26 protein-coding genes and 1 rRNA gene are annotated in these 21,821 nt (G+C 62.0%); 7 read left to right on the top strand and 20 right to left on the bottom strand.

The features are described 5' to 3' along the window. Positions 1 to 6 precede the first annotated feature (6 nt). The 5 genes from ACQ4WY_RS23270 to ACQ4WY_RS23250 all read right to left on the bottom strand — a co-directional run bounded on the left by ACQ4WY_RS23270 (position 7) and on the right by ACQ4WY_RS23250 (position 2,926). A complete protein-coding gene (locus ACQ4WY_RS23270; RefSeq protein WP_426089311.1) occupies positions 7 to 321 on the bottom strand; it encodes a hypothetical protein in 315 nt (104 codons plus the stop codon). Beyond that, positions 321 to 785 (bottom strand): carboxypeptidase regulatory-like domain-containing protein, encoded by a 465-nt coding sequence (locus tag ACQ4WY_RS23265; RefSeq protein WP_436506116.1) that lies wholly within the window; start codon positions 783 to 785, stop codon positions 321 to 323. The genes ACQ4WY_RS23270 and ACQ4WY_RS23265 overlap by 1 nt, the downstream gene beginning before the upstream one ends. 65 nt (positions 786 to 850) lie before the next feature. Then, positions 851 to 1,042: a YqaE/Pmp3 family membrane protein gene (locus ACQ4WY_RS23260; protein WP_034749384.1), complete on the bottom strand. Its 192-nt coding sequence runs from the start codon at positions 1,040 to 1,042 to the stop codon at positions 851 to 853. A 93-nt stretch (positions 1,043 to 1,135) separates the two neighbouring features. Further along, complete coding sequence (locus ACQ4WY_RS23255; RefSeq protein ID WP_436506115.1) at positions 1,136 to 2,011, bottom strand: alpha/beta fold hydrolase; 876 nt, start codon at positions 2,009 to 2,011, stop codon at positions 1,136 to 1,138. 21 nt (positions 2,012 to 2,032) lie between these two features. Next, a complete protein-coding gene (locus tag ACQ4WY_RS23250; protein ID WP_034749390.1) occupies positions 2,033 to 2,926 on the bottom strand; it encodes a LysR family transcriptional regulator in 894 nt (297 codons plus the stop codon). Positions 2,927 to 3,052: 126 nt separating this feature from the next. On the opposite strand from ACQ4WY_RS23250, the gene ACQ4WY_RS23245 reads away from it, so the two are divergent. After that, complete coding sequence (locus tag ACQ4WY_RS23245) at positions 3,053 to 3,796, top strand: sulfite exporter TauE/SafE family protein (protein WP_436506114.1); 744 nt, start codon at positions 3,053 to 3,055, stop codon at positions 3,794 to 3,796. After that, on the top strand, positions 3,784 to 4,038 hold the full coding sequence (locus ACQ4WY_RS23240; protein WP_353658961.1) for a GNAT family N-acetyltransferase: 255 nt from the start codon (positions 3,784 to 3,786) through the stop codon (positions 4,036 to 4,038). The genes ACQ4WY_RS23245 and ACQ4WY_RS23240 overlap by 13 nt, the downstream gene beginning before the upstream one ends. Here ACQ4WY_RS23240 and pyrE read toward each other — a convergent pair. Continuing rightward, the gene (gene pyrE / locus ACQ4WY_RS23235; protein ID WP_035824465.1) at positions 4,035 to 4,697 is read right to left on the bottom strand and encodes an orotate phosphoribosyltransferase; all 663 of its coding nucleotides are present in this window, start codon (positions 4,695 to 4,697) and stop codon (positions 4,035 to 4,037) included. The genes ACQ4WY_RS23240 and pyrE overlap by 4 nt on opposite strands. A 108-nt stretch (positions 4,698 to 4,805) precedes the next feature. Between pyrE and ACQ4WY_RS23230 the strand changes: the two genes are divergently transcribed. Continuing rightward, entirely contained in the window at positions 4,806 to 5,582 is a 777-nt protein-coding gene (locus tag ACQ4WY_RS23230) for an exodeoxyribonuclease III (RefSeq protein WP_436506113.1), read from the top strand. A 6-nt stretch (positions 5,583 to 5,588) separates the two neighbouring features. Here the strand turns inward: ACQ4WY_RS23230 and ACQ4WY_RS23225 are convergent, their stop codons facing one another. The 13 genes from ACQ4WY_RS23225 to ACQ4WY_RS23165 form a co-directional block, all read right to left on the bottom strand. Next, positions 5,589 to 6,488, bottom strand: coding sequence for a pseudouridine synthase (locus ACQ4WY_RS23225; RefSeq protein WP_436506112.1), 900 nt, complete (start codon positions 6,486 to 6,488; stop codon positions 5,589 to 5,591). Position 6,489: 1 nt separating this feature from the next. Further along, the gene (locus ACQ4WY_RS23220) at positions 6,490 to 7,392 is read right to left on the bottom strand and encodes a M48 family metallopeptidase (RefSeq protein WP_436506111.1); all 903 of its coding nucleotides are present in this window, start codon (positions 7,390 to 7,392) and stop codon (positions 6,490 to 6,492) included. Further along, positions 7,373 to 8,632, bottom strand: a complete 1,260-nt coding sequence (locus ACQ4WY_RS23215) for an AmpG family muropeptide MFS transporter (RefSeq protein ID WP_070278331.1) — start codon at positions 8,630 to 8,632, stop codon at positions 7,373 to 7,375. The genes ACQ4WY_RS23220 and ACQ4WY_RS23215 overlap by 20 nt, the downstream gene beginning before the upstream one ends. After that, complete coding sequence (metW, locus tag ACQ4WY_RS23210) at positions 8,632 to 9,243, bottom strand: methionine biosynthesis protein MetW (RefSeq protein WP_070222822.1); 612 nt, start codon at positions 9,241 to 9,243, stop codon at positions 8,632 to 8,634. Before metW ends, ACQ4WY_RS23215 begins: the two co-directional genes overlap by 1 nt. After that, positions 9,240 to 10,439 carry a homoserine O-succinyltransferase MetX gene (gene metX, locus ACQ4WY_RS23205; protein WP_436506110.1) on the bottom strand — a complete coding sequence of 400 codons (1,200 nt, stop codon included), beginning with the start codon at positions 10,437 to 10,439 and terminating at the stop codon, positions 9,240 to 9,242. Before metX ends, metW begins: the two co-directional genes overlap by 4 nt. Before the next feature lie 134 nt (positions 10,440 to 10,573). Then, positions 10,574 to 12,316 carry a phosphoenolpyruvate--protein phosphotransferase gene (gene ptsP / locus ACQ4WY_RS23200; protein ID WP_436506109.1) on the bottom strand — a complete coding sequence of 581 codons (1,743 nt, stop codon included), beginning with the start codon at positions 12,314 to 12,316 and terminating at the stop codon, positions 10,574 to 10,576. A gap of 44 nt (positions 12,317 to 12,360) precedes the next feature. After that, a complete protein-coding gene (locus ACQ4WY_RS23195; RefSeq protein ID WP_436506293.1) occupies positions 12,361 to 12,630 on the bottom strand; it encodes an HPr family phosphocarrier protein in 270 nt (89 codons plus the stop codon). Between the two features lie 92 nt (positions 12,631 to 12,722). Next, positions 12,723 to 13,127 carry a PTS sugar transporter subunit IIA gene (locus ACQ4WY_RS23190; protein WP_035824452.1) on the bottom strand — a complete coding sequence of 135 codons (405 nt, stop codon included), beginning with the start codon at positions 13,125 to 13,127 and terminating at the stop codon, positions 12,723 to 12,725. A 14-nt stretch (positions 13,128 to 13,141) separates the two neighbouring features. Beyond that, on the bottom strand, positions 13,142 to 14,098 hold the full coding sequence (gene gshB, locus ACQ4WY_RS23185) for a glutathione synthase (protein WP_436506108.1): 957 nt from the start codon (positions 14,096 to 14,098) through the stop codon (positions 13,142 to 13,144). 97 nt (positions 14,099 to 14,195) lie between these two features. After that, entirely contained in the window at positions 14,196 to 15,494 is a 1,299-nt protein-coding gene (gene gshA / locus ACQ4WY_RS23180; protein ID WP_092803594.1) for a glutamate--cysteine ligase, read from the bottom strand. Between the two features lie 203 nt (positions 15,495 to 15,697). Then, on the bottom strand, positions 15,698 to 17,236 hold the full coding sequence (locus tag ACQ4WY_RS23175; protein ID WP_353658966.1) for an ammonium transporter: 1,539 nt from the start codon (positions 17,234 to 17,236) through the stop codon (positions 15,698 to 15,700). Between the two features lie 11 nt (positions 17,237 to 17,247). Beyond that, positions 17,248 to 17,586 (bottom strand): P-II family nitrogen regulator, encoded by a 339-nt coding sequence (locus tag ACQ4WY_RS23170; protein ID WP_010393464.1) that lies wholly within the window; start codon positions 17,584 to 17,586, stop codon positions 17,248 to 17,250. Between the two features lie 11 nt (positions 17,587 to 17,597). Then, positions 17,598 to 18,365, bottom strand: coding sequence for a TorF family putative porin (locus ACQ4WY_RS23165; RefSeq protein WP_353658967.1), 768 nt, complete (start codon positions 18,363 to 18,365; stop codon positions 17,598 to 17,600). A 269-nt stretch (positions 18,366 to 18,634) separates the two neighbouring features. Between ACQ4WY_RS23165 and ACQ4WY_RS23160 the strand changes: the two genes are divergently transcribed. The 4 genes from ACQ4WY_RS23160 to ACQ4WY_RS23145 all read left to right on the top strand — a co-directional run bounded on the left by ACQ4WY_RS23160 (position 18,635) and on the right by ACQ4WY_RS23145 (position 21,650). Further along, on the top strand, positions 18,635 to 18,883 hold the full coding sequence (locus ACQ4WY_RS23160; RefSeq protein ID WP_046683506.1) for an accessory factor UbiK family protein: 249 nt from the start codon (positions 18,635 to 18,637) through the stop codon (positions 18,881 to 18,883). 111 nt (positions 18,884 to 18,994) lie between these two features. Further along, the gene (locus ACQ4WY_RS23155) at positions 18,995 to 20,515 is read left to right on the top strand and encodes a YifB family Mg chelatase-like AAA ATPase (RefSeq protein ID WP_436506107.1); all 1,521 of its coding nucleotides are present in this window, start codon (positions 18,995 to 18,997) and stop codon (positions 20,513 to 20,515) included. Positions 20,516 to 20,579: 64 nt separating this feature from the next. Then, positions 20,580 to 21,125: a hypothetical protein gene (locus tag ACQ4WY_RS23150; protein ID WP_436506106.1), complete on the top strand. Its 546-nt coding sequence runs from the start codon at positions 20,580 to 20,582 to the stop codon at positions 21,123 to 21,125. A gap of 180 nt (positions 21,126 to 21,305) precedes the next feature. After that, entirely contained in the window at positions 21,306 to 21,650 is a 345-nt protein-coding gene (locus ACQ4WY_RS23145) for a DUF1840 domain-containing protein (RefSeq protein ID WP_436506105.1), read from the top strand. A 61-nt stretch (positions 21,651 to 21,711) separates the two neighbouring features. Here the strand turns inward: ACQ4WY_RS23145 and rrf are convergent. Continuing rightward, a 5S ribosomal RNA gene (rrf, locus tag ACQ4WY_RS23140) occupies positions 21,712 to 21,821 on the bottom strand; the annotation flags it as partial.

The raw sequence follows: 21,821 nt of genomic DNA, 5'->3' as shown, positions 1-21,821 counted from the left end.
CCGAGGTCAGTTGATGACGAAGGCCAGCACCACGGCGCCCAGCGCCAGCAGGGCCAGGCCGCAAATGAACAGCAGTTCACCCCACCATTCGTAGCGCAAGCGCGACTGGCCGGGGCGCAGCGACATGAACGAGAGCACGGCGCTGACGAGAAAGACGATGGCATCGACGGCGAGCAGCTTGTCGATGGCCACGCGCACCTCGCCGCGCGGCGCCAGGTGCCCGATCGACAGCACCGTCATGCATACGCCGACCATCGTCGCCGACGTGGGCAGGATATGCGCCGACAAGCCCCGTTCGGGCGCCTTGCCGTCGCCTGGCATCAAGGCCGGCCCTGATTCGTTCCCGCCGGCCAAACCAGCTCCACCCGCGTGGACGATCCCGCCTTGACCCGCACCTTGCGTTCCAGTGACTTGCCGGCCAGCGTCGCGTGCAGGCTGTAGCTGCCCGGCGACAGTTTCGCCAGCAGGAACGGTCCGCTGGCCGTCGTTTCCAGCGCCAGCACGCCCTTGGCGTCGCGTATCTCGAGCTTCACGTCGGAGGCAAATTCCGCCTTGCCCGCCGCCTGCACGGAAAACACGAGACTCAGGGGCCATTGCCGGCTGGCGCTCTTGATGGCGGTCGACTCCTCAAGGCCGATGCCGCCGCTCAGGTACTCCACCGCCCCGCTCTTCTGCACGGGCGGCAGAGCGCTGTCGGTTTGGGCCTGCGCCGCACTTCCCAGCAACAGCCCTGCGGCCAGCATCGCCGCCGCCAGGCCCAGGGTACCGCGTCTGTTTGATGCCATCTCACTCTCCTCATGTCGGTTGAATCAAGATAGGAAGCGCAGCTTAAACAGGGCTTAGCCCCACATCAGCGCCGGCGCATGGCCTCGGCAATTTTCTGGTCCGTCTTGTACTGGCTCAGCGCATACACGGCCCAGATCGTCGCTGGCAGCCAGCCGATCAAGGTGATTTGCAGGATCAGGCAAATGATGCCCGCAATGGGGCGGCCGATGGTGAAAAAGGTCAGCCACGGGAGTAACAGGGCAATCAGCAAGCGCATCGTTCATTCCTTGAGTATTCCCCTGTGCCGCGGGGACCGGGCCGGCGCACCGGCGGTAAAATCAATTTATCCGATTATAACGATACCTGGCCCTCAAGCCGGCACGGGTGCCAGCAGTTTTTCCATCCAGGCCAGGATGGCGGCAAAGATCACGTCACGGTTCACTTCATTGAAATTCTCGTGGTAATTGGCCGGATAGTAGTGATAGTCGAGCAAGCCCTCGGGCACGCTGCGCAGCAGGCTTTCCGTGGCGCGGCTGTTGGCCAGCTTGTCGTCGCCCGCCACCACGGCGAACAGGGGGAAGCGCCAATCCGACAAGCCGCCCGCCAATTCCTTTTGCGCCGACGTCAAGGCATGGGCAAAGCGCACCGACGCTGCACTGGCGCGGATGCCGTCGCGCTCGTCCTGGAAATGGCGCGCGGTGATGGTTTGATCATGCGTCAGCAGCATGGTCAGATTCCCCAGCGGCACCTTCATCGTGGGGTAGCGCTGCGCCAGCCAGCCGGACAGCATCTGCAGCACCTTCGGCACGGGAATCGCGTTCACGTAATACGGCGATGAAATCACAAACCCCTTGATGGCCGGGTCGCCCGCAAAGCGCCGCAGCCCCAGGTGCGTGGCGATCAGGCCGCCCATGGAGTGGCCCATGACAAAAATCGGCACACCCGGATACGCCTGCTTGACCCAGGCAAGGAACAGCTCCTCGTCGTCGAGGAAGGCCTCGAACGAAGGGACATCGACCTTGCGCTTGCCATCGTGGCCCACCATGTCGAAGCTGACGGTGGCGATGCCGTGCTGGCGGAAGGTCAGCGCCGGCGTGACGTAGTCGCCCGCATGCGCCATGCCGCCGTGGATCGCCAGGATCACGGCGCGGGGGTGGTGTGGCTGTGGCGGCTGCCAGATGTGGATGGGCCGCTCGACCTGGTCGCTGCACAGCAGGCTGGCCATCTTGTCTTCTGAAAAACGCATCGCTGCTCCTGTCATGCCCTGTCACGCTTTCAGATGATCGATCAACTGGCGCGCATACAGGGGTAATTCACTGAACTGGCGCACGCAGATCGTCAGATTGCGTACCGACCAGGGATCGGATAATTCCAGGCAGCGCAGCGCCATCGTCTGCTGGCAGCGGCTGGCCGCCGCCAGCGGCACCACGCTGATGCCCACGCCGCTGGCCACCATGCGGCAGACAGCATCGAAACTGCGCAGGCGCACGCGCACCTTCAACGGACGCCCCAGGCGCGCCGCGTGCATGCCCAGGTACTGCTGCATCGCGCTGTCGTCGGCCAGGCCGATGAAATCGTGATCAAGAACGCTGGCAAAATCGACGACGCCATCCTGGCCGAGCGCGCGGTGATGCACGCCGTCGGCTGCGGCGATGACCACCAGCCGGTCGGGGCGAAACAAGAACGTCTGCAAGCCGCGCATGTCGACCGAATCGGACACGATGCCCATGTCGGCCAGCCCTTCCGAGACGGCCTTGACGATATCGTAACTGAGGCGCTCTTCCAGGTCGATGGTCAGGTTCGGATGGCGGTCGAGAAAAGCACCGAGCGCCTCGGGCAAAAACTCGCTGAGCGCGGCTGTATTGCACAGCAGCCGCAACTGCCCTTTCAAGCCGCGTGCAAATTCACCGAGTTCGCCGCGCATTTTTTCCATTTGCAGCAGCACCAGGCGCGCGTGATGCAGCAAGGTCTGGCCCACGGGGGTCGGCTCGACGCCGCGCCGCCCGCGCAGCAGCAGGGGCATGCCCAGCATCTCTTCCATGCCGCGCACGCGCGCACTGCTTGAGGCCAGCGCCAGGTGGCTGCGCGCGGCCCCCGCCGTCAGGCTTCCCGCCTCCACCACGTTGACAAACAGCTGCAAGTCGACCAGATCAAAACGCATGGCAGCTCTCCTTTTTGCCATCTTATCAGCCTTCGTATTTTACTTAGGCTAACTCAAAATAATCCACCTTGGCGAAAGTCCCGGGTGAGCGCAGAATCCACGCAAAATCACTGTGGAATAAAAAAGATGGAGACGTCATTCCTGCTGGCAGTCGGCGCCAGCTTCCTCGTCGCTGGCTTCGTCAAGGGCGTAGTCGGATTGGGACTGCCGACGGTGGCCATGGGCACGCTCAGCCTTGTCATGCCGCCCGTGCAGGCGGCGGCCCTGCTGATCGTGCCATCGATGGTGACGAATGTCTGGCAGCTGGCGGCCGGCCCAGGCCTGTGCGCCCTGCTGCGGCGTCTGTGGCCCATGCTGGCCGGCGTCATGACCGGCACCCTGGCGGGCGGCGCCCTACTAGCGGGCGACAGCGGCGCCTGGGCCGTCGTCGCGCTGGGCGTGGCGCTGATGCTGTACGCGCTGGCGGGATTATTCTCGCTGCAGCTGCGCGTGCCGGCACGGCACGAAGCCTGGCTGGGGCCCGTGGCAGGCGCGGTGACGGGCTTGGTGACGGCGGCCACGGGCGTCTTCGTCATCCCCGCCGTGCCGTATCTGCAGGCACTGGGGCTGGCGCGCGATGCGCTGGTGCAGGCGCTGGGCCTGGCGTTTACGGCATCGACCGTGGCGCTGGCGGCCAGCCTGGCCTTGCACGGCGACTTCAGCCTGGGCGCGGCGGGCGCTTCCGCGTATGCGCTGCTGCCGGCGCTGGCCGGCATGCTGGCCGGCCAATGGCTGCGCGGGCGCATCGCGCAGCAAGTATTCAAACGATGTTTTTTTGTCGGCCTGTTCGCCCTGGGCCTGCATGCGGCGCTCAAACCATGGCTGGCGTGATGCAGATAGACTGGCAAGGGGACAGCGCGCTGTGTGCGTGGATCGACGGCCAGCAGGTGGCCATGCTTGACATCAGCAAGTGCGCGAACGGGGTGACGGTGAACATGCTGTTCGTGAAACCGCCGTTCCGGCGGCGCGGCATCGGTGGCGCGCTGTTGCGGCGGCTGTTGCAATGCCACCCGCAAGCTGCCATCGCCTGCAGCGACCCGCGGTTGCGGGCGCTGCTGGAAAAAACTACTTAAATGCCATACCTGGTGCGGTAGGCGGAAACGGCTTCTTTATGTTTCAGCAGTTCCGGATCGGCACCAGCGCCATTCAGGTAGCCGAACAAATCGTCCAGGTTGCCGATCGAGATGACAGGGATGCCATACTGTTTCGACACTTCCTGCACCGCCGAACTTGGCGACAGCTGGCCGTCCGGGCCGGAACGCTCCATGCGGTCCAGGGCGATCAGCACGGCGCATGGCTCGGCGCCGGCGGCGCGTATCATGTCCACCGATTCGCGTACCGAGGTACCGGCCGAGATCACATCGTCAATGATGACAACTTTGCCATGCAGCTTGGCGCCGACGATGGTGCCGCCTTCGCCATGGTCCTTGGCTTCCTTGCGGTTGAAGGCGAACGAAGTGTTGCGGCCCTTGCCGGCCAGCGCCACGGCGGTGGCCGACGCCAGAGTGATGCCCTTGTAGGCGGGGCCGAACAGCATGTCGAATTCGACGCCCGAGTCGAGCAGGGTCTGCGCGTAGAACTGCGCCAGCTCGGCCAGGGTGGCGCCGTCATGGAACAGGCCCGCATTGAAGAAGTACGGCGACTGACGCCCGGCCTTGGTGGTGAACTCGCCAAACCGCAAGACTCCCTTGGATACTGAAAACGCGATAAACTGCTGGCGTAAATTATTCACATTAGCCTCATTTTTTAAAAGTGCCTGTATTTTAATCCGCGCGCACCGGCGAGACAATCGCCATGCCGCGCCCGCCGGCCCCGTCCAGCGCCCTTTCACTCTAGACCTATGCCAAAAATTATCTCCGCCAACCTGAACGGCATCCGTTCCGCCGCCAAAAAAGGCTTTTTCAACTGGATGGGCACGCAGACGGCCGATTTCATCTGCGTGCAGGAATTGAAGGCGCAGCTGCCCGACATGACGCCGGAATTCCTCAATCCGCACGGCTACCATGGCCATTTCCACTATGCCGAGAAAAAAGGCTATTCCGGCACGGGCGTGTACAGCAAGGTCGAACCGGATGCCGTGCATATCGGCTTCGGCAGCCCTGAATTCGACGCCGAAGGCCGCTACGTGTGCTGTGATTTTGGCAACCTGTCCGTCATTTCCGTGTACTGCCCGTCCGGTTCGTCCGGCCCGGAGCGCCAGGAGGCCAAGTTCCGCTTCATGGAACTGTTCCTGCCGCACCTGCTGGAATTGAAGGCGCTGGGCCGCGAAGTAGTCATCTGCGGCGACTGGAATATCGCCCACCACGAAATCGACCTGAAAAACTGGAAGGGTAACAAGAAAAATTCCGGCTTCCTGCCGGAAGAGCGCGCGTGGCTGACGCGAGTCTTCGACGAAGTGGGCTTTGTCGACGTGCACCGCGGCCTGGACAAGCGCGAAGACCAGTACACGTGGTGGAGCAACCGGGGGCAAGCCTACGCGAAGAACGTGGGCTGGCGCATCGATTACCACGTCGCCACGCCCGGCATCGCGGCGCAGGCGCATACGGTCAGCGTCTACAAGGACGAGCGCTTCTCCGACCACGCGCCCCTGATCATCGATTACACCATCAAGGCGTAAGCATCGCTACAGGCTGCGCCGGCTTTCAAAATGGCGCGGCTCGCCGCTCAAAGGGTCGGTGAAATCGATCGCGCGCGCCAGCAACTGCAGCGGGTGCGACATGTCGTCTTCCTTGCACGGCAGGGCCACCGGGTAAAACGCATCGTTGACGATGGGGATACCCAGCGCGGCCAGATGCACGCGCAGCTGGTGCTTGCGCCCCGTGTGCGGCTGCAGCCGGTACAGGTTCACTTCGCCGCGCTCTTCGATCACGTCGATGACGGTTTCCGAGTTCGGCTCCCCCGCTTCCTCGCGCATGAGAAAAAACTGCGCGCCCTCGACCATGTGGCTGCGGTAGGTAAATGGAAAATCGCGGCCATCGAGACGAGGCGCCAGCGCCTCATACGTCTTGCGCACTTCGCGGCGCTGGAACAGCGATTGGTAGGCGCCACGACTGGCTATCTGGCGCGAAAAAATCACCACACCGGCCGTCTCGCGGTCGAGGCGGTGAATCGGCGTCAGCTCGGCGCAGTCCAGGTTTTTCTTCAGGCGCGTCAGCAGGGTCTCCTGCACGAAGCGCCCGGCCGGCGTCATGGGCAGAAAATGCGGCTTGTCGACCACCACCAGGTGTTCGTCCTGGAACAGGATCTCTTCCAGGAACGGGATCGGTGCTTCGCGTTCCAGCTCGCGGTAGTAAAAAATGCGCATGCCGCGCCGGTATGCGCTGTCCGGTCCAAGCACGGCGCCGTCGCCGTTGACCACGTCGCCGCGCGCCATGCGGTCCTGCCATTGCGCCGCGCTGATCTGCGGATAGCGCTCGAGCAGAAACGACAGCATGTCCGGCCACTGCCCTTCCGGCAGCCACAGATAGCTGGCCGCGACACCGTCGCGCATGGGCAAGGGTGCGGCGGTGTGGCGGTTCGACATCCTAGCGCTGCGCGATGGCGTTGCTGCGGTAGGGCGGCAAGGCATCCACGCTGACGCCCTTGCTGCGCGCGTACAGGGGCAGCACTTGCGCCATATGGCTGTTCATCTGCGAGATGCGGTCGCTGCCCGACGGGTGCGTCGAGAGGAATTCCGGCGGCGCGCCCTTGCTGACTGCCGCCATCTTCTGCCACAGCGCCACGCCGGCGCGCGGGTCGAAACCAGCGCGCGCGGCCAGGTCCATGCCGATCAGGTCCGCCTCGCGTTCATCGTCGCGCGAAAACTTCAGCATCACGCCCTTGGCCGCCATATTCGTGGCAGTGCTGGTCAGATTCGGGTCGACGCCGAGCCAGGCCGACAGGCCGGCGCCGGCCAGCTTGGCGCCAACGGCGGCCAGGTTACCCTTGCCTGCCTGCGCCTGCGAGTGTTCGCGCAAGGCGTGCGAAATTTCATGCCCCATGACGACGGCCACTTCATCGTCGGTCAGGTTCAGCTTGGTGATAATGCCGCTGTAAAAAGCGATCTGCCCGCCCGGCATGCAAAAGGCGTTGACCTCGTCCGAGTTGAGCAGGTTGATCTGCCAGTTCCAGTTTGCCGCCGCCTCGTTCCAGCGCGTGGCGAACGGGATGATGCGCTGGGCGATGGCGCGCAGGCGTTTGACCTGTGGATCGCTGTCCGGCACCAGCGCATTTTTTTCCTTCGCTTCGTTGACCAGCTGCGTATATTGCTGCTTCGATTGTGCATTGAAATCGGCGCCGCCGGCAAAGATGCGCGAGGTCGACAAAGGACGCACCTTGATGCCATCCTGTACCGTCGCCTGCTGGGCGTGGACGGACAGCGGCGCCAGTGCGGTGGCCGCGCACAGGCTGGCCAGGACGGTGTAACGTTTAAGGGATATTGGTGCCATTGGCAGACCTCCATGGAGCGATTTTAGGCAGCATCATCATGGCCGGGAAAGCCAGGAAGAAGCAAACGATGAAAAACGAGAACCAGCCCAGTTCGGCGACCAGAAAGCCCACCGAGGCGTTGATCAGGGTGCGCGGCACGGCGCTCAGGCTGGAAAACAGCGCATATTGCGTGGCCGTGTAGCGCGGGTCCGTGGTGCGCGACAAGAACGCGACAAAGGCTGCCGCACCCAGGCCCAGGCTGGCGAAAGCTTCAAAACCGATCACGGCGCTCAATAACATGGTATTCGGCCCCACCTGCGCCAGCCAGGCAAAGCCAAGAATCGCGATGGCCTGCAGCGCGCCGAACACCCACAGGCCCCGGTTGATGCCCAGCTTGAGCATCCATATGCCGCCCACCACGCCGCCGGCCAGGCTGGCCCAGAAACCCGTGGTATTGGCGGCCAGACCGATCTGCGTCATGCTGAAACCCAGGTCGAGATAAAACTTCGTTGCCAGCGCCGTGGCCATGCTGTCGCCGATTTTGTAGAGTAAGACGAAAGCGAGGATCCACATTGCGTTACGCCAACCATCGCGCGCGATGAATTCCTGGAATGGCAGAATGATCGCTTCGCGCATGGTCTTCGGCGGCGAGCCATACACGGTCGGCTCCCTGATCAGCAAGGTGCAGACCAGGCCAGGCAACATGAAGGCGGCCGTAATCCAGAAGACGGGCTGCCATGGCATGCGGTCGGCCAGGATCAGCGACAGCGCACCCGGCACCATGCCCGCCACCTTATACGCGTTGACGATGACGGCGGCGCCCAGTCCCTGCTCGTTATCGGAAAGGATTTCGCGCCGGTAGGCATCGATGACGATGTCCTGGCTGGCCGACAGGAAGGCGACGCCGCCGGCGGCCGCCGCGATCAAACCGATCTGCGTGAGCGGGTCCAGCATGCCCATGCCGCCGATGGAAAAGAACAGCGCCACTTGCGTCAGTGCCATCCAGCCGCGCCGGCGTCCCAGCCCGAGGATGCGGTAGCGGTCCATCAAAGGCGCCCACAGGAATTTCCAGATATACGGGAACTGCACCAGGGCGAACAGCCCCAGCGCCTTGACGTTCAAGCCCGACTTGGCCAGCCATGCCTGCAACAAATACAAAAGGATGAACAGGGGCAGGCCGGAACTGAAGCCCAGCACCAGCACGGCCAGCATGCGGCCATTGGCATAGGAACGCCATCCTGGCGCCGGGCTTGTGGTCATCAATGCACCGCTTTTTTACGCAGGCGGAAGACGGCCAGGTCGCCGCGCAGGTTCGGCAGCACGGAGACCATCTTGCCTTCGGCCAGGGCCACGCATTCGATCACTTCCAGGCCGCATTCCTCGGCCAACTCGCGGAAATCGTTGATGGTTGCGCAGCGCACGTTGGGCGTGTCGTACCACTGGTAGGGCAGCGATTTCGACACGGGCATGCGCCCTTTCAGCAATGCCACGCGGTGCGGCCAGTAGGCGAAGTTGGGGAACGAGACGATGGCCTCGGCGCCCACGCGCACGATGTCGCGCAACAGCGGCTCGACCTGCTTCATCATCTGCAGCGACGACAGGCACAGCACCGTGTCGAAGCTGTTGTCACCAAAGATGGCCAGGCCTTTTTCCATGTCTTGCTGGATCACGTTCACGCCGCGCAGGGTGCTGGCCAGCACCTTGTCGTCGGCGATCTCGATGCCGTAACCGCTGCACTCCTTGTCGCTTTGCAGGTACTGCAGCATCACGCCTTCGCCGCAGCCCACGTCCAGCACATGCGCGTTGTTCGGCACCCAGTGGGCGATGAAGGCCAGGTCGGGGCGCAGTGCGCTCAATTCGTCAAAAGTCATGCGGTCTCCTTCGCGCCCTGGCGGACGGCGGTGTGCTGTGCTGCGGCGGGCAAGCCCGCCCCGATATCGTTCCATACCTGGCCATAGTAGGCGCGCACCATGTTCATGTAGCGCGCATCTTCCAGCAGGAAGGCGTCGTGGCCATGCGGCGCGTCGATTTCCGCATACGTGACCTGGCGGCGGTTGCACACCAGCGCCTCGACGATTTCGCGGCTGCGCTCGGGCGAGAAGCGCCAGTCGGTGGAGAACGAGGCGAGGAAGAACTTGGCCTTCGTGCCCGACAGGGCCTTGGCCAGGTCGCCGCCATGCGCGCGCGCCGGATCAAAGTAATCGAGCGCCTTGGTGATCAGCAGATACGTGTTGGCGTCGAAATATTCGGAGAACTTGTCGCCCTGGTAGCGCAGATATGATTCGATCTCGAAATCGATGCCGAAGCCGAATTTATAGTCGCCCGTCTGCGCCGGATCGCGCAGCTTGCGGCCGAATTTCTCAGCCATGTCGTCATTCGACAGATACGTGATGTGGCCCACCATGCGCGCCACGCGCAAGCCGTTCTTCGGCACCACGCCATGGGCATAGAAGTCGCCACCACGGTAATCGGGGTCGGACAGGATGGCCTGGCGCGCCACGTCGTTGAAGGCGATATTTTGCGCCGACAGCTTGGCCGTCGAGGCGATCACCACGCAGTGGCGCAAGCGCTCGGGGAACATGATGCTCCACGCCAGCGCCTGCATGCCGCCCAGCGAGCCGCCCATCACGGCGGCGAACTGGCGGATGCCCAGTTCATCGGCCAGGCGCGCCTGCGCGCTGACCCAGTCTTCCACCGTGACGACGGGGAAAGAGGCGCCATACGGCTTGCCGGTGGCGGGATTGGTGTGCATGGGCCCCGTCGAACCGAAGCAGGAACCCAGGTTGTTGACGCCGATGACGAAGAATTTGTTGGTGTCGAGCGGCTTGCCGGGACCGACCATATTGTCCCACCAGCCCGTGCTTTTCGGCTCATCGGCATACACGCCGGCCACGTGGTGCGAGGCGTTCAGGGCGTGGCAGACCAGCACCGCGTTCGATTTGTCGGCGTTCAGGGTGCCGTAGGTTTCATACATCAACATATAGTCCCGCAGCGATGCTCCGCTTTGCAGCTGCAGGGGTTGCGCAAAATACATGGTTTGCGGCGAAACGATTCCAATGGATGACATGTGTGTCGGTTTATAAAAAGGGGTGGCCCCACGGGCCATGGTCGATGCAGCACCGCGATGATAGGTCCTGCAACTTTAGCATCAGGAACCATCTTGCCGCGCGCGATGTGTCCTGATGCTGATATGGTGACAGTTTACATGAGCTGCAGTTGCCGGACGGCTTCCGCGATCACATTTGGTTCCATCGAACGCAGAATTTTGCGCATTTGTGGTGCAATCAGGCCCAGATCGCTGTTGAGGATCTCTTGCTTGACCGCCAACAGTTGCGCCGGATGCATGGAAAACTCGCGCAGCCCCATGCCCAGCAGCAAGCGCGTGAGCTTCACGTCGCCCGCCATCTCGCCACAGACGGCCACGTCGATGCCCGCCTTGTGGCCGGCCGCGATCGTCATGGAGATCAGTTGCAGCACGGCCGGGTGCAGCGGATTGTACAAATGCGCCACTTCGTAATCGACTCGGTCGATGGCCAGGGTGTACTGGATCAAGTCATTCGTGCCGATCGACAGGAAATCCATGCGCTTGACGAACATGGGCAGGGCCAGCGCGGCGGCCGGAATCTCGATCATGGCGCCCACTTCAACCGTGTCGTCGAACTTGACGCCCTCCTCGCGCAGGCTGGCCTTCGCTTGCGCGATCATGGCCAGCGACTGGTCGATCTCGAAGGCATGCGCCAGCATGGGAATCAGGATGCGCACCTTGCCGAAGGCCGAGGCGCGCAGAATGGCACGCAGCTGCGTCAGGAACAGCTGCGGCTCGGCCAGGCAGTAACGGATGGCGCGCAAGCCCAGGGCGGGATTCAAAGCCGTATGATCGGACTGGTCGAGCGGCTTGTCGGCGCCGATGTCGAGCGTGCGGATGGTCACCAAGCGCCCTTTCATCGACTGCACCGTGTTGCGGTAAGCCTCGAACTGCTCGTCCTCGGTAGGAATCTTGTGGGCGCGGCCCATGAACAGGAATTCGGAGCGGAACAGGCCTACGCCACTGGCACCCGACTCCAGCGCAAACGCGCAATCCTCGGGCAATTCGATATTGGCCAGCAGGGTGACGGGCGTGCCGCATCTGGTCACGGCTGGCGTCTTTTTCAGCTTGCCCAGCTTCTTGCGCGCGCGCTGCATGGCCACCTGGCGCTCGCGGTACTGCTCCAGCACCAGCGCGCTGGGGTTGGCAATGACCACGCCGGCGTCGCCGTCGATGATCAGCCAGTCGTCCTGATCGATCAGCATCGACGCCTGCGACATGCCGACGGCGGCCGGGATATCCAGGCTGCGCGCGACGATGGCCGTGTGCGAGTTCTGTCCGCCCACGTCGGTGATGAAGCCGATGAAGGAGCGGTCGCGGAACTGCAGCATGTCGGCCGGGGAGATGTCGTGCGCGACGACGATCATCTGCGCCAGCAATTCATCGTCGGCCGCCACCTTGGGCAGCAGCTGTTCGGTGCCAAGCAAGACCTTCAGCACGCGCTCTGCCACCTGCTGGATGTCGGCCTTGCGCTCGCGCAAATACGGGTCTTCGATTTCGTCGAACTGGGCCGACAATTCATCGATCTGCGTCAGCAGCGCCCATTCGGCGTTGTAGTGACGCGAACGGATGATGTCGAGCGGCGCTTCGGCGATCAGCGGGTCCGACAGGATCAGCGCATGCACGTCGATGAACGCGCCCAGTTCCGTGGGCGCGTCTTTCGGCAACTCGTTCCACAGGGTTTGCAGTTCCTTGTGGACGGCGGCGATGGCGTTTTGCAAACGCTGGACTTCGGCTTCGATCTGTTCCTGGGCGACCAGGTAGTGTTTGACGTCAAGGGCGGCCGGCGCCAGCAGATGCGCGCGGCCAATGGCGATACCGCGGGAGACCGGGATGCCGTGGAGCGTGAAAGATGCCATGGGGTGACCTGTCGGAATGCGGCTGCGGCTGCGTTCGGCGAGCATTACTCGCCTTCGCCAAACCTGTCATTAATCAGGGCGGTGAGGGCATCGACACATGCCATCTCATCATCGCCCTCGGCTTCCAGGGTCACTTTCGCGCCCTTGCCGGCGGCCAGCATCATCACGCCCATGATGGATTTGGCGTTGATGCGGCGCGCGTTGCGGGTCAGCCAGACGTCGCTCTTGAACTTGGCGGCGAGCTGGGTAAATTTGGCGGAGGCGCGTGCGTGCAATCCCAGCTTGTTGATGATTTCGAGTTCTCTTTGAATCATTTTTGTATGGTCTCTATCCCTGAATGCACTACGCTGATGACAATCTTGGCCTATAAAACCCGCCGCCTTCAGGGCGGCGGCCATGCACTTCCTTATTCGCCCACGCGGATGCGGTTATCGACGCGCACGGCGCCGCTTTGCGCACCGGCCAGCGCCATCTCCACCACCACGTCGAGCGTGTCGCGGCGATACGTGATGGCGCGCAGCAGCATCGGCAGGCTGATGCCGGCGATGACTTCCACCCGCCCCGCATCGGCCAGCTTGTTGCAGCAGTTCGACGGCGTGCCGCCCTTCACGTCGGTAATCACCAGCACGCCGGAGCCATCGTCGAGGCGGCAGATGGCGTCCGACGCCAGCTTTTGCACTTCCGCCAGGTCCTGGTCGGCGACGACGTCGATGGCTTCAAAACGTTCCGTTGGCCCCCGAAACACATGCGCGCAAGCGGCGATGAACGCCTGTCCCAGCGGTGCATGTGTCATGAGCAAAATCCCTACCATAGTCATTTCACCTTCTAGCGCTGCTGCGCTTGCGCAACGCCGTGCTCGACGGCGTCGACAAACATGGCCGCCACGTCAAACCCCGTCTGCTGCATGATTTCCTGGAAGCAGGTCGGGCTGGTGACATTGACTTCCGTCAGATAGTCGCCGATCACGTCCAATCCTACCAGCATCAGGCCACGCGCGGCCAGGATCGGGCCCAGCTTTTCTGCGATTTCCAGGTCGCGCGCCGTCAAGGGCTGCGCCACGCCCGTGCCGCCGGCCGCCAGGTTGCCGCGTACTTCGCCCGCCTGCGGGATGCGCGCCAGCGAAAACGGCACCGGCTTGCCGCCGATGACGAGGATGCGCTTGTCGCCCTTGTCGATGTCGGGGATAAACCGCTGCGCCATGATGGTCTGCGCGCCGTTCTCGCTCAAGGTCTCGATGATGGCGCCCAGGTTCAGGCCATCGGCCTTGACGCGGAAGATGCCCGTGCCGCCCATGCCGTCGAGCGGCTTGAAGATGACGTCCTGGTGCTTGGCGTGGAAGGCGCGCAGGCGCGCTTCGTTCGACGTCACCAGGGTCGGCGAGGTGAATTCGGAAAACTGGGCGATAGCCAGCTTTTCATTGTTGTCGCGGATGGCGGACGGCTTGTTGAAGACGCGCGCGCCCTGCTTTTCCGCCAGTTCCAGCAGATACGTGCCGTACACGTATTCCATGTCGAACGGCGGGTCCTTGCGCTCGATGATGGCGTCCAGGGTCGACAGGCGCACTTCTTCGGTGGAGACCACCTTGTACCAGTCGTGTTCGTCGCCCGTCAGCTCGATGTGTTTGACCAATGCCGTGACGATGCCCTCTTCCAGCGCCATGTCCTTCTGTTCGAAGGCATACACGGCGTGGCCGCGTTTGGCCGCCTCGCGCATCATGGCGAAGGTGGAATCTTTGTAAGTCTTGAAGCCTGCCAGCGGGTCGGCAAGGAATGCAATTTTCATGGTGCGTCCAATCGGGGAGCCTGGATAAGGAATGCTTGATTCTAGCCGAGATCGCCAGGCGCGGTAGTCGCCACGCCCGGCAAGCCTCCGTGATGGATCAATACACCTCGGGATTCGGGTCCGTGCGCTCCATTTCCAGCGACGCGGCCAGCAAGGCCAGGCGCGCCACCACGCCATACACATAGAAGCGGTTCGGCGCGGCCGTGCCCGGCTTGGCCTTCAAGTCCGGCACCGCATGCTGCTGGGCAAACGCCAGCGGCACGTACTGCGAGCCGGGCGCGTTCAGGTTCTGGTCCACGCCCCGCTCCGCGTGCACGCGGTAAAAGCCGCCCACCACATAGCGGTCGATCATGTAGACGACAGGCTCGGCCACCGCATCCTTGATGCTTTCGAAGGTGGGCACGCCTTCCTGGATGATCACGTCGGTGACGACTTTACCGTCCTTGACGATGGACATCTTGTCGCGCTGCTTGCGCGACAGGTCGCGCACTTCGCTGGCGTCGCGCACCGTCATGATGCCCGTGCCATACGTGCCCGCATCGGGCTTGACGATGACAAATGGCTTTTCCTTGATGCCGTATTCCTTGTATTTCTTGCGGATCTTGGCCAGCAGCACGTCGACGCTGGCGGCCAGCGCGTCTTCGCCCTCGCCTTCCTGGAAGTTCACGTCGCTGCACTTGGCGTGGAAGGGGTTGAGCATCCACGGGTCGACATCGATCATCTTGCCGAATTTTTTCACCACTTCATCGTAAGCCGTGTAGTGGTTGCTCTTGCGGCGCAAGGCCCAGCCCGCATGCAAGGGCGGCAGCAAGCTTTGCTCATGAATATTTTGCAAGATATCGGGGATGCCATCCGACAAGTCGTTATTCAGCAGAATCGTGCACGGGTCGAAATCCTTCAATCCCAGGCGGCGGCCATTGTTCAGGCGCACGAGCGGCTCGATGACGAGCATGTTGCCATCTGGCAACGCCAGCGGCGTCGGTTGAGTGATCTCGGGCGACCAGGAGCCGAAGCGCACATGCAGACCCGTCTGGCGGAATATCTGCATCAATCGCGCCACGTTCTGCAGGTATTGCGGCGTGGTGTTGTGCAATTCCGGCACGATCAGCAGGTTGCGGGCGTCCGGGCAATACTTGTCGATGGCAGCCATGGCCGCCTGCACGGACAAGGGCAGCATTTCCGTGGCCAGGTTATGAAAACCGCCAGGGAACAGATTGGTATCGACAGGCGCCAGCTTATAGCCCGCATTACGCAAGTCTACCGAGCAATAAAAGGGCGGCGTGTGCTCTTGCCACTCCATGCGAAACCAGCGCTCAATGGCCGGCGTCGCGGCCAGAATCTTTTTTTCGAGGTCGAGCAGCGGTCCGGTCAGGGCCGTGACGAGATGGGGAACCATAGTTACATCCTTAAATTATGTGCAGTATTCAAAAAAGCACACAGAACTGCCGACTATATTACCGTGTAAGTACCCCAAATCGGGGCAAAAGCCTTGTTTTAAAGACCTTTTCCATTCCCACAACGAAAAAAAGGCGCCTCGGTGAGGCGCCTCTCCAGCCGGACATGCTGCGCCGGGGCGCGGGCATGCCAGATAATTGCTATTTAGCCATGGTAAGCCTGCTCGCCGTGGCTGGTGATATCGAGGCCTTCGCGCTCTTCTTCTTCCGGTACGCGCAGACCGATGACGATGTCGACCAGCTTGTAGGCGATGACGGAGACGACGGCAGACCAGATGATGGTGGTGCCGACGGCTTGCGCCTGTACCCACACCTGGTGGCCGATCGAGTACGGATCCGCCGACATCTTGTTGGTGACATAGTCGAAGATGCCTTGACCGCCCAGTTGTGGTGCAGCAAACACACCCGTCAGCAAGGCACCGAGGATACCGCCCACGCCATGCACGCCGAACACGTCGAGCGAATCGTCGGCGCCGATCAGGCGCTTCAGGCCATTCACACCCCACAGGCAGATGACACCGGCCAGCAAGCCGATGACCAGGCCGCCCATCGGGCCGACAAAGCCTGCCGCCGGGGTGATCGCCACCAGGCCGGCCACGGCGCCGGAAGCGCCACCGAGCATGGAGGGCTTGCCTTTGCTGATCCACTCGCCAAACACCCACGACAGGGTGGCGGCAGCCGTTGCCAGCAAGGTGTTGACGAAGGCCAGGGCAGCCACGTCGCCCGCTTCCAGCGAGGAACCGGCATTGAAACCGAACCAGCCCACCCACAGCAGCGACGCGCCGATCATGGTCATCGTCAGCGAGTGCGGTGCCATCGATTCGCGGCCGTAGCCGACGCGCTTGCCGATCATGATGGCGCCCACCAGGCCGGCGACAGCGGCGTTGATGTGCACCACGGTGCCGCCGGCGAAGTCCAGCGCGCCTTTTTGCCAGATCCAGCCAGCCTTCAGGGCTTCGCTGGCCGAGGTGGCGGCGTTGGTGATCAGGTCAGGACCGGTCCAGAACCACACCATGTGGGCGGCTGGCAGGTAGGCGAACGTGAACCACAGCACGACGAAGGCCAGCACGGCGGCAAACTTGGCGCGCTCGGCAAAGGCGCCGACGATCAGCGCACAGGTGATGGCGGCAAACGTGCCCTGGAAGGCGACAAAGACGAACTCGGGAATGACGACGCCCTTGCTGAAGGTGGCGGCGGCGGCAAACGTGCCCTTGGCCGGATCCCAGATACCGTTCAGGAACAGGCGGTCGAAGCCACCGAAGAAGGCGGTTTTTTCCGTGAAGGCGATCGAGTAGCCATAAATACACCACAGCACGATAACCAGCGCGAAGACCATGAACACTTGCATCAGCACCGACAGCATGTTCTTCGAGCGCACCAGGCCGCCGTAGAACAGGGCCAAGCCGGGGATCGTCATCAAGATCACCAGCAAGGTGCTGATCATCATGAAACTAGTGTCGCCCTTGTTGGCGACGGGCGCGGCGGCTGGCGCAGCAGCGGCCGGGGCCGGAGCGGCGGCCACCGGTGCTGCTGCGTCAGGAACCGGCGTGACGGCGGGGGCGGCGACGGCCGTGGTCGTGGCCGCCTCCGTCTTGGCGGGAGCATCGGCAAAGCTCGGCGTGGCAATGCCAAACGCACACAGGCAGGCTATCCCGGCGAGCAATTTTGTTATATTTTTATGCATCAATATTCCCCTTAGAGCGCTTCGTTGCCGGTTTCACCGGTACGGATGCGGATGACCTGTTCCAGGTTGTAGACGAAAATCTTGCCATCACCGATTTTACCGGTACGCGCGGCACCTTCGATCGCTTCGATGGCCTGGTCGACAATGGCGTCATCGACGGCCGCTTCAATCTTGGTCTTTGGCAAGAAATCAACGACATACTCGGCGCCACGGTAGAGTTCCGTGTGACCTTTCTGGCGGCCGAAACCTTTCACTTCGGTGACGGTAATGCCTTGCACATTGATAGCCGACAAGGCTTCGCGCACTTCGTCCAGTTTGAACGGTTTAATGATTGCTGTAATCATTTTCATGGCAGTCTCGCTTAAAAGGTTTTGGACACGGTCAGCACGAGACCGGATTTCGCCAGGTTCTTGCCGTTCGGTGCCAGCGACGTGATATTGGCTTTAACGGCGGCCAGAGCCACGGTCACTACGCCAAAATCCTTGGTCACGCCGATCTTGTAGTCGCTGTAGCTGAGGGAATCGTTGTGCTCGACCTTCTGACGCCCCGCATGCAGGTTCAGCATGTAGCCATCATGCACCTCGACGTTGGCGCCCACGTCTAGGTAGCCGCTGTTCTTGCTGTCGGCAACACCGAACAAATTGGTGGTCGAATGCGAGTACTTGATATAGACCGGGCCGTAGCCGAGCTGGCCGTACAGCTCGAACGTGTTGGCATTGGTGCTCAGTCCATTCGAGGGATAGAAATAGTACAGGCCGCCCACGTCATAGGTAAAATCCTTGCTGATCTCGCCCCGCTTGCCGCCGTAGATATCCCATTCCAGATTGGTATCGCCGCCGCCGTCCTTGATCCATTTGATGCTCGACAGCCAGGTGCCCACATACAGGCCCGTTGGGTTATGGGTATAGTCGGCACCACCGCTGATGGCCGGTTTCAAGCGGCTTTGCGAGATGCCGCGGTAACGGTAGTCGCTGGTCAGCGCCACGTTGTAGCTCACCACGTTATCAGGTACTGCTTCGGCCGCAGCAGGCGCCGCCACTGCATCCTGAGCCATGGCGCTACCGCACATGGCAGTCATGGCCAGCGTCAACGCTGCAGCTAAAGTCATGTTCTTGGACAGATTCTTCATGGCGATTCCCTTTTATTGAACTTTTAAAGCGGTTGAGGTTTAAAATCTTGGCTGGAGATCACAAAGCGTTCATCACTTCTTTAGCAGAATACGTGCCAGCTCTCTTGCCACCTTGACAGGTGCATTTCCGTCCATACATACCCTGCACACCGCCAGGAATGCGGATACGGACTGCTGAAGCACGATGAAGCGCCCAGTTTCGCACCAGATTAACGCCGCTGTGCACCGCAATGGTGCGATGCACAGGCCGCACCATAAAAGGACTGACCATGGACATGAATACCTTCTTTAACGACTTGCAAGGCAAGATCCATCAAGCCATCGAAAACTCGCCGGCCAAGGATATCGAGAAAAACGTGAAATCGATGATGACCCAGGGCTTTGCCCGCCTCGATCTCGTCACGCGCGAGGAATTCGATATCCAGGCGCAAGTGCTGGCCAAGACCCGCGCCAAACTGGACGCACTGGAGTTGCGCCTGATCGAACTGGAAACGCGCCTGAACGAGTCCAAGGCGTAAGCTGCGGCCGGCAAGGCCCCGTTATTGACGGCCTTGCTGGCATACCTCAAGCCTGATGGCGTTGCAAGCGCTAGACTGATCCTGCCCGCGCCCGCGCCACAGGGGAGTCTGATGAGTCTGGCCGTCCTGAAAAGCCGCGCCCTGGCCGGCATGGAGGCGCCCGAGGTAAGTGTCGAAGTCCACCTTGCCAATGGCTTGCCTTCGTTTACGATTGTCGGTCTGCCGGATACGGAAGTGAAGGAATCGCGCGACCGCGTTCGTGCCGCGCTGCAAAACTGCGGCTTTGACATGCCGGCACGGCGCATCACGGCCAATCTGGCGCCGGCAGACTTGCCCAAGGAATCGGGCCGCTTCGACTTGCCCATTGCGCTGGGCATCCTGGCCGCCTCCGGCCAGTTGCCGGGCGACCAATTACACCACTATGAATTCGCGGGCGAACTGTCGCTGTCGGGCCAGTTGCGCCCCATCCGCGGCGCCCTTGCCATGACCTTTGCCATGCAGCGCAGCCAGGCGGGTGCGCCACGCGCCTTCATCCTGCCGCAGGCGAACGCGGACGAGGCGGCTCTCGTCAGCGATGCCTGCATCTATCCTGCCCACAGCCTGCTCGAGGTCTGCGCGCATTTCGCCGCACACGCCAGCCAGACTGCCCTGCAACGCCACCGGCCCGTACTGGCAGCGCACGCTTTTCCCTATCCCGACTTTGCCGACGTGCAAGGGCAGCAGCAGGCGCGACGCGCACTGGAAGTGGCGGCAGCGGGCGGTCACAACGTCCTGATGGTGGGGCCGCCTGGCGCCGGCAAGACCATGCTGGCCAGCCGCTTCCCCGGCGTACTACCGCCCATGAGCGATGAAGAGGCGCTGGAATCGGCTGCCGTGCATTCGCTGGGCGGCAACTTCAAAGTTGAGCATTGGAAACGCCGCCCCTATCGCGCCCCACACCAGACGGCGTCCGGCGTGGCCCTGGTGGGCGGCGGCAACGTGCCGCGTCCGGGAGAAATCTCGCTGGCACACTGCGGCGTGCTGTTTCTCGATGAAATCGCCGAATTCCAGCGCCGGGTGCTCGATGTGCTGCGCCAACCCATGGAATCGGGCGTTATCAGCATTTCACGCGCGGCCCGCCAGGCCGAGTTTCCTGCGCGTTTTCAATTGATCGCCGCGATGAATCCCTGCCCGTGCGGCTATCTGGGGCACGCTTCCGGCCGTTGCCGCTGTACGCCAGACGCCGTACTCCGCTATCACAATCGCCTGTCCGGCCCGTTGCTCGACCGTATCGACCTGCAGATTGAAGTGGCCGCCATGCCGCTGGCGGCGCTGGGGCGACATGCAGGCGCCGGCGAAAGTACGCAAGCCATCGCCACCCGGGTAGCGGCAGCCTTCGCCTTGCAGCTGGCACGCCAGGGAAAATCAAACCAGCGCTTGAGCAACGTGGAAATCGAACAGCATTGTCGCCTGGAACCACATGGCGAACAGTTGTTGCATGGCGCTATGACGCGCCTGCATTGGTCGGCCCGCACCTACCACCGGGTACTGCGCGTGGCGCGCAGCATCGCGGATCTGGCGGACAGCGCCGCCATCACGCCGCCGCATGTCGCCGAAGCGATCCAGTACCGGCGCGTGCTGCGCGAGATATAAGGCGGCCAGTGACCGCCACACGTGCACGATTGCGCGTGAATGACGGCGCTGCTACCATCTGCTGATGAAAAAACCATCACTTGCCCTCTTTCTGGCTACGTTCGCGGCCGCCAGCATCCTGTCCGCCTGCAGTCCGAAATTCGACTGGCGCGACTATCGCAGCCCCGACGCCCAGTTCACGGCCCTGTTTCCAGGCAAGCCGGCCGTGCTGACACGCGAGATCGATCTCGATGGCAAGAAAGTCAGCCTGACCATGGCGGCCAGCGAAGTCGATGGCGCTACCTTCGCCATCGGCAGCGCGGTGCTCGACAGTGTGGAACAGGCACAGGCGGCCCTGCCCGCCATGAAGACGGCCCTGCTGAAAAATATCAGCGGCAACGTGCGCAGCGAAAAACTGGCCTCGGCTGCCAGCAGCACGGCGGCAGGCAGCCATCAACGCAGTTCGCTGAGCGTCGAAGCGACGGGCACGCAGCAAGGCAAGCCCGTCTTGCTGGTCGGGCGTTTTGTGGCGCAGGACAAACGTATCTTCCAGGTCATCATTCTTGGTGAAGAAAGCAAGCTATCGCGTGACACCATCGACACCTTCATGGACTCAGTCAAACTGGATTAAGACTTAACGATCGCTTAAACGGGTGTTTTCACGCTCAGCCAGCCCTTGTAAATACGTGCGTTGTCCAACAGATGGCCGTATCCGGCTTGCAAATATGCAATCCGGGTAATCGGACGGCCTGTGCGACATTTCAAGTCGTGATATTGTTTCGACACTAACAACAAGTTTCAGAAAGCGCTTATGTTGATCTCATTCAAATCCAAATCTTCCCCTGAAGTGCTGATGTACCAGGAACATGCCCAGCGTATCCTCGACATCCTGCACAAGAATCCCACGCGCGGCGTCATCACGCCAGCGGAAGCGGGCGATGCCCTGGCCTTGCTGGAAAAAGAAGTCGCGGAAAGCAAACTGCATCCGGAAAATGACATCGAACACGATGCGCATACGCCGGAAACGCTGGAAGATGGTGAAACGGGCGCACATGCGCGCGCGCAGAAAGTGCATTTTTCACAGCGCGCCTATCCGTTGATGGAAATGCTGCGCGCGGCCAAGGCGGAAGGTGAAAGCATCACCTGGGGCATCTAGTGCGATGAATGCTGCAGACGAAAAAAAACCCCGCACCTAGCGGGGTTTTTTTATATAACAAGCCTGACGATAACCTACTTTCACACTGGTTGCAGCACTATCATCGGCGCAAAGTTGTTTCACGGTCCTGTTCGGGATGGGAAGGGGTGGGACCAACTTGCTATGGTCATC

This window comes from Janthinobacterium salmonicoloratum (genome assembly GCF_051380845.1).
Taxonomy (GTDB): Bacteria; Pseudomonadota; Gammaproteobacteria; order Burkholderiales; family Burkholderiaceae_D; genus Janthinobacterium; species Janthinobacterium lividum_F.
The sequence above is the reverse complement of the archived record's forward strand: the minus strand, read 5'-3'. Positions and strand labels throughout refer to the sequence as shown.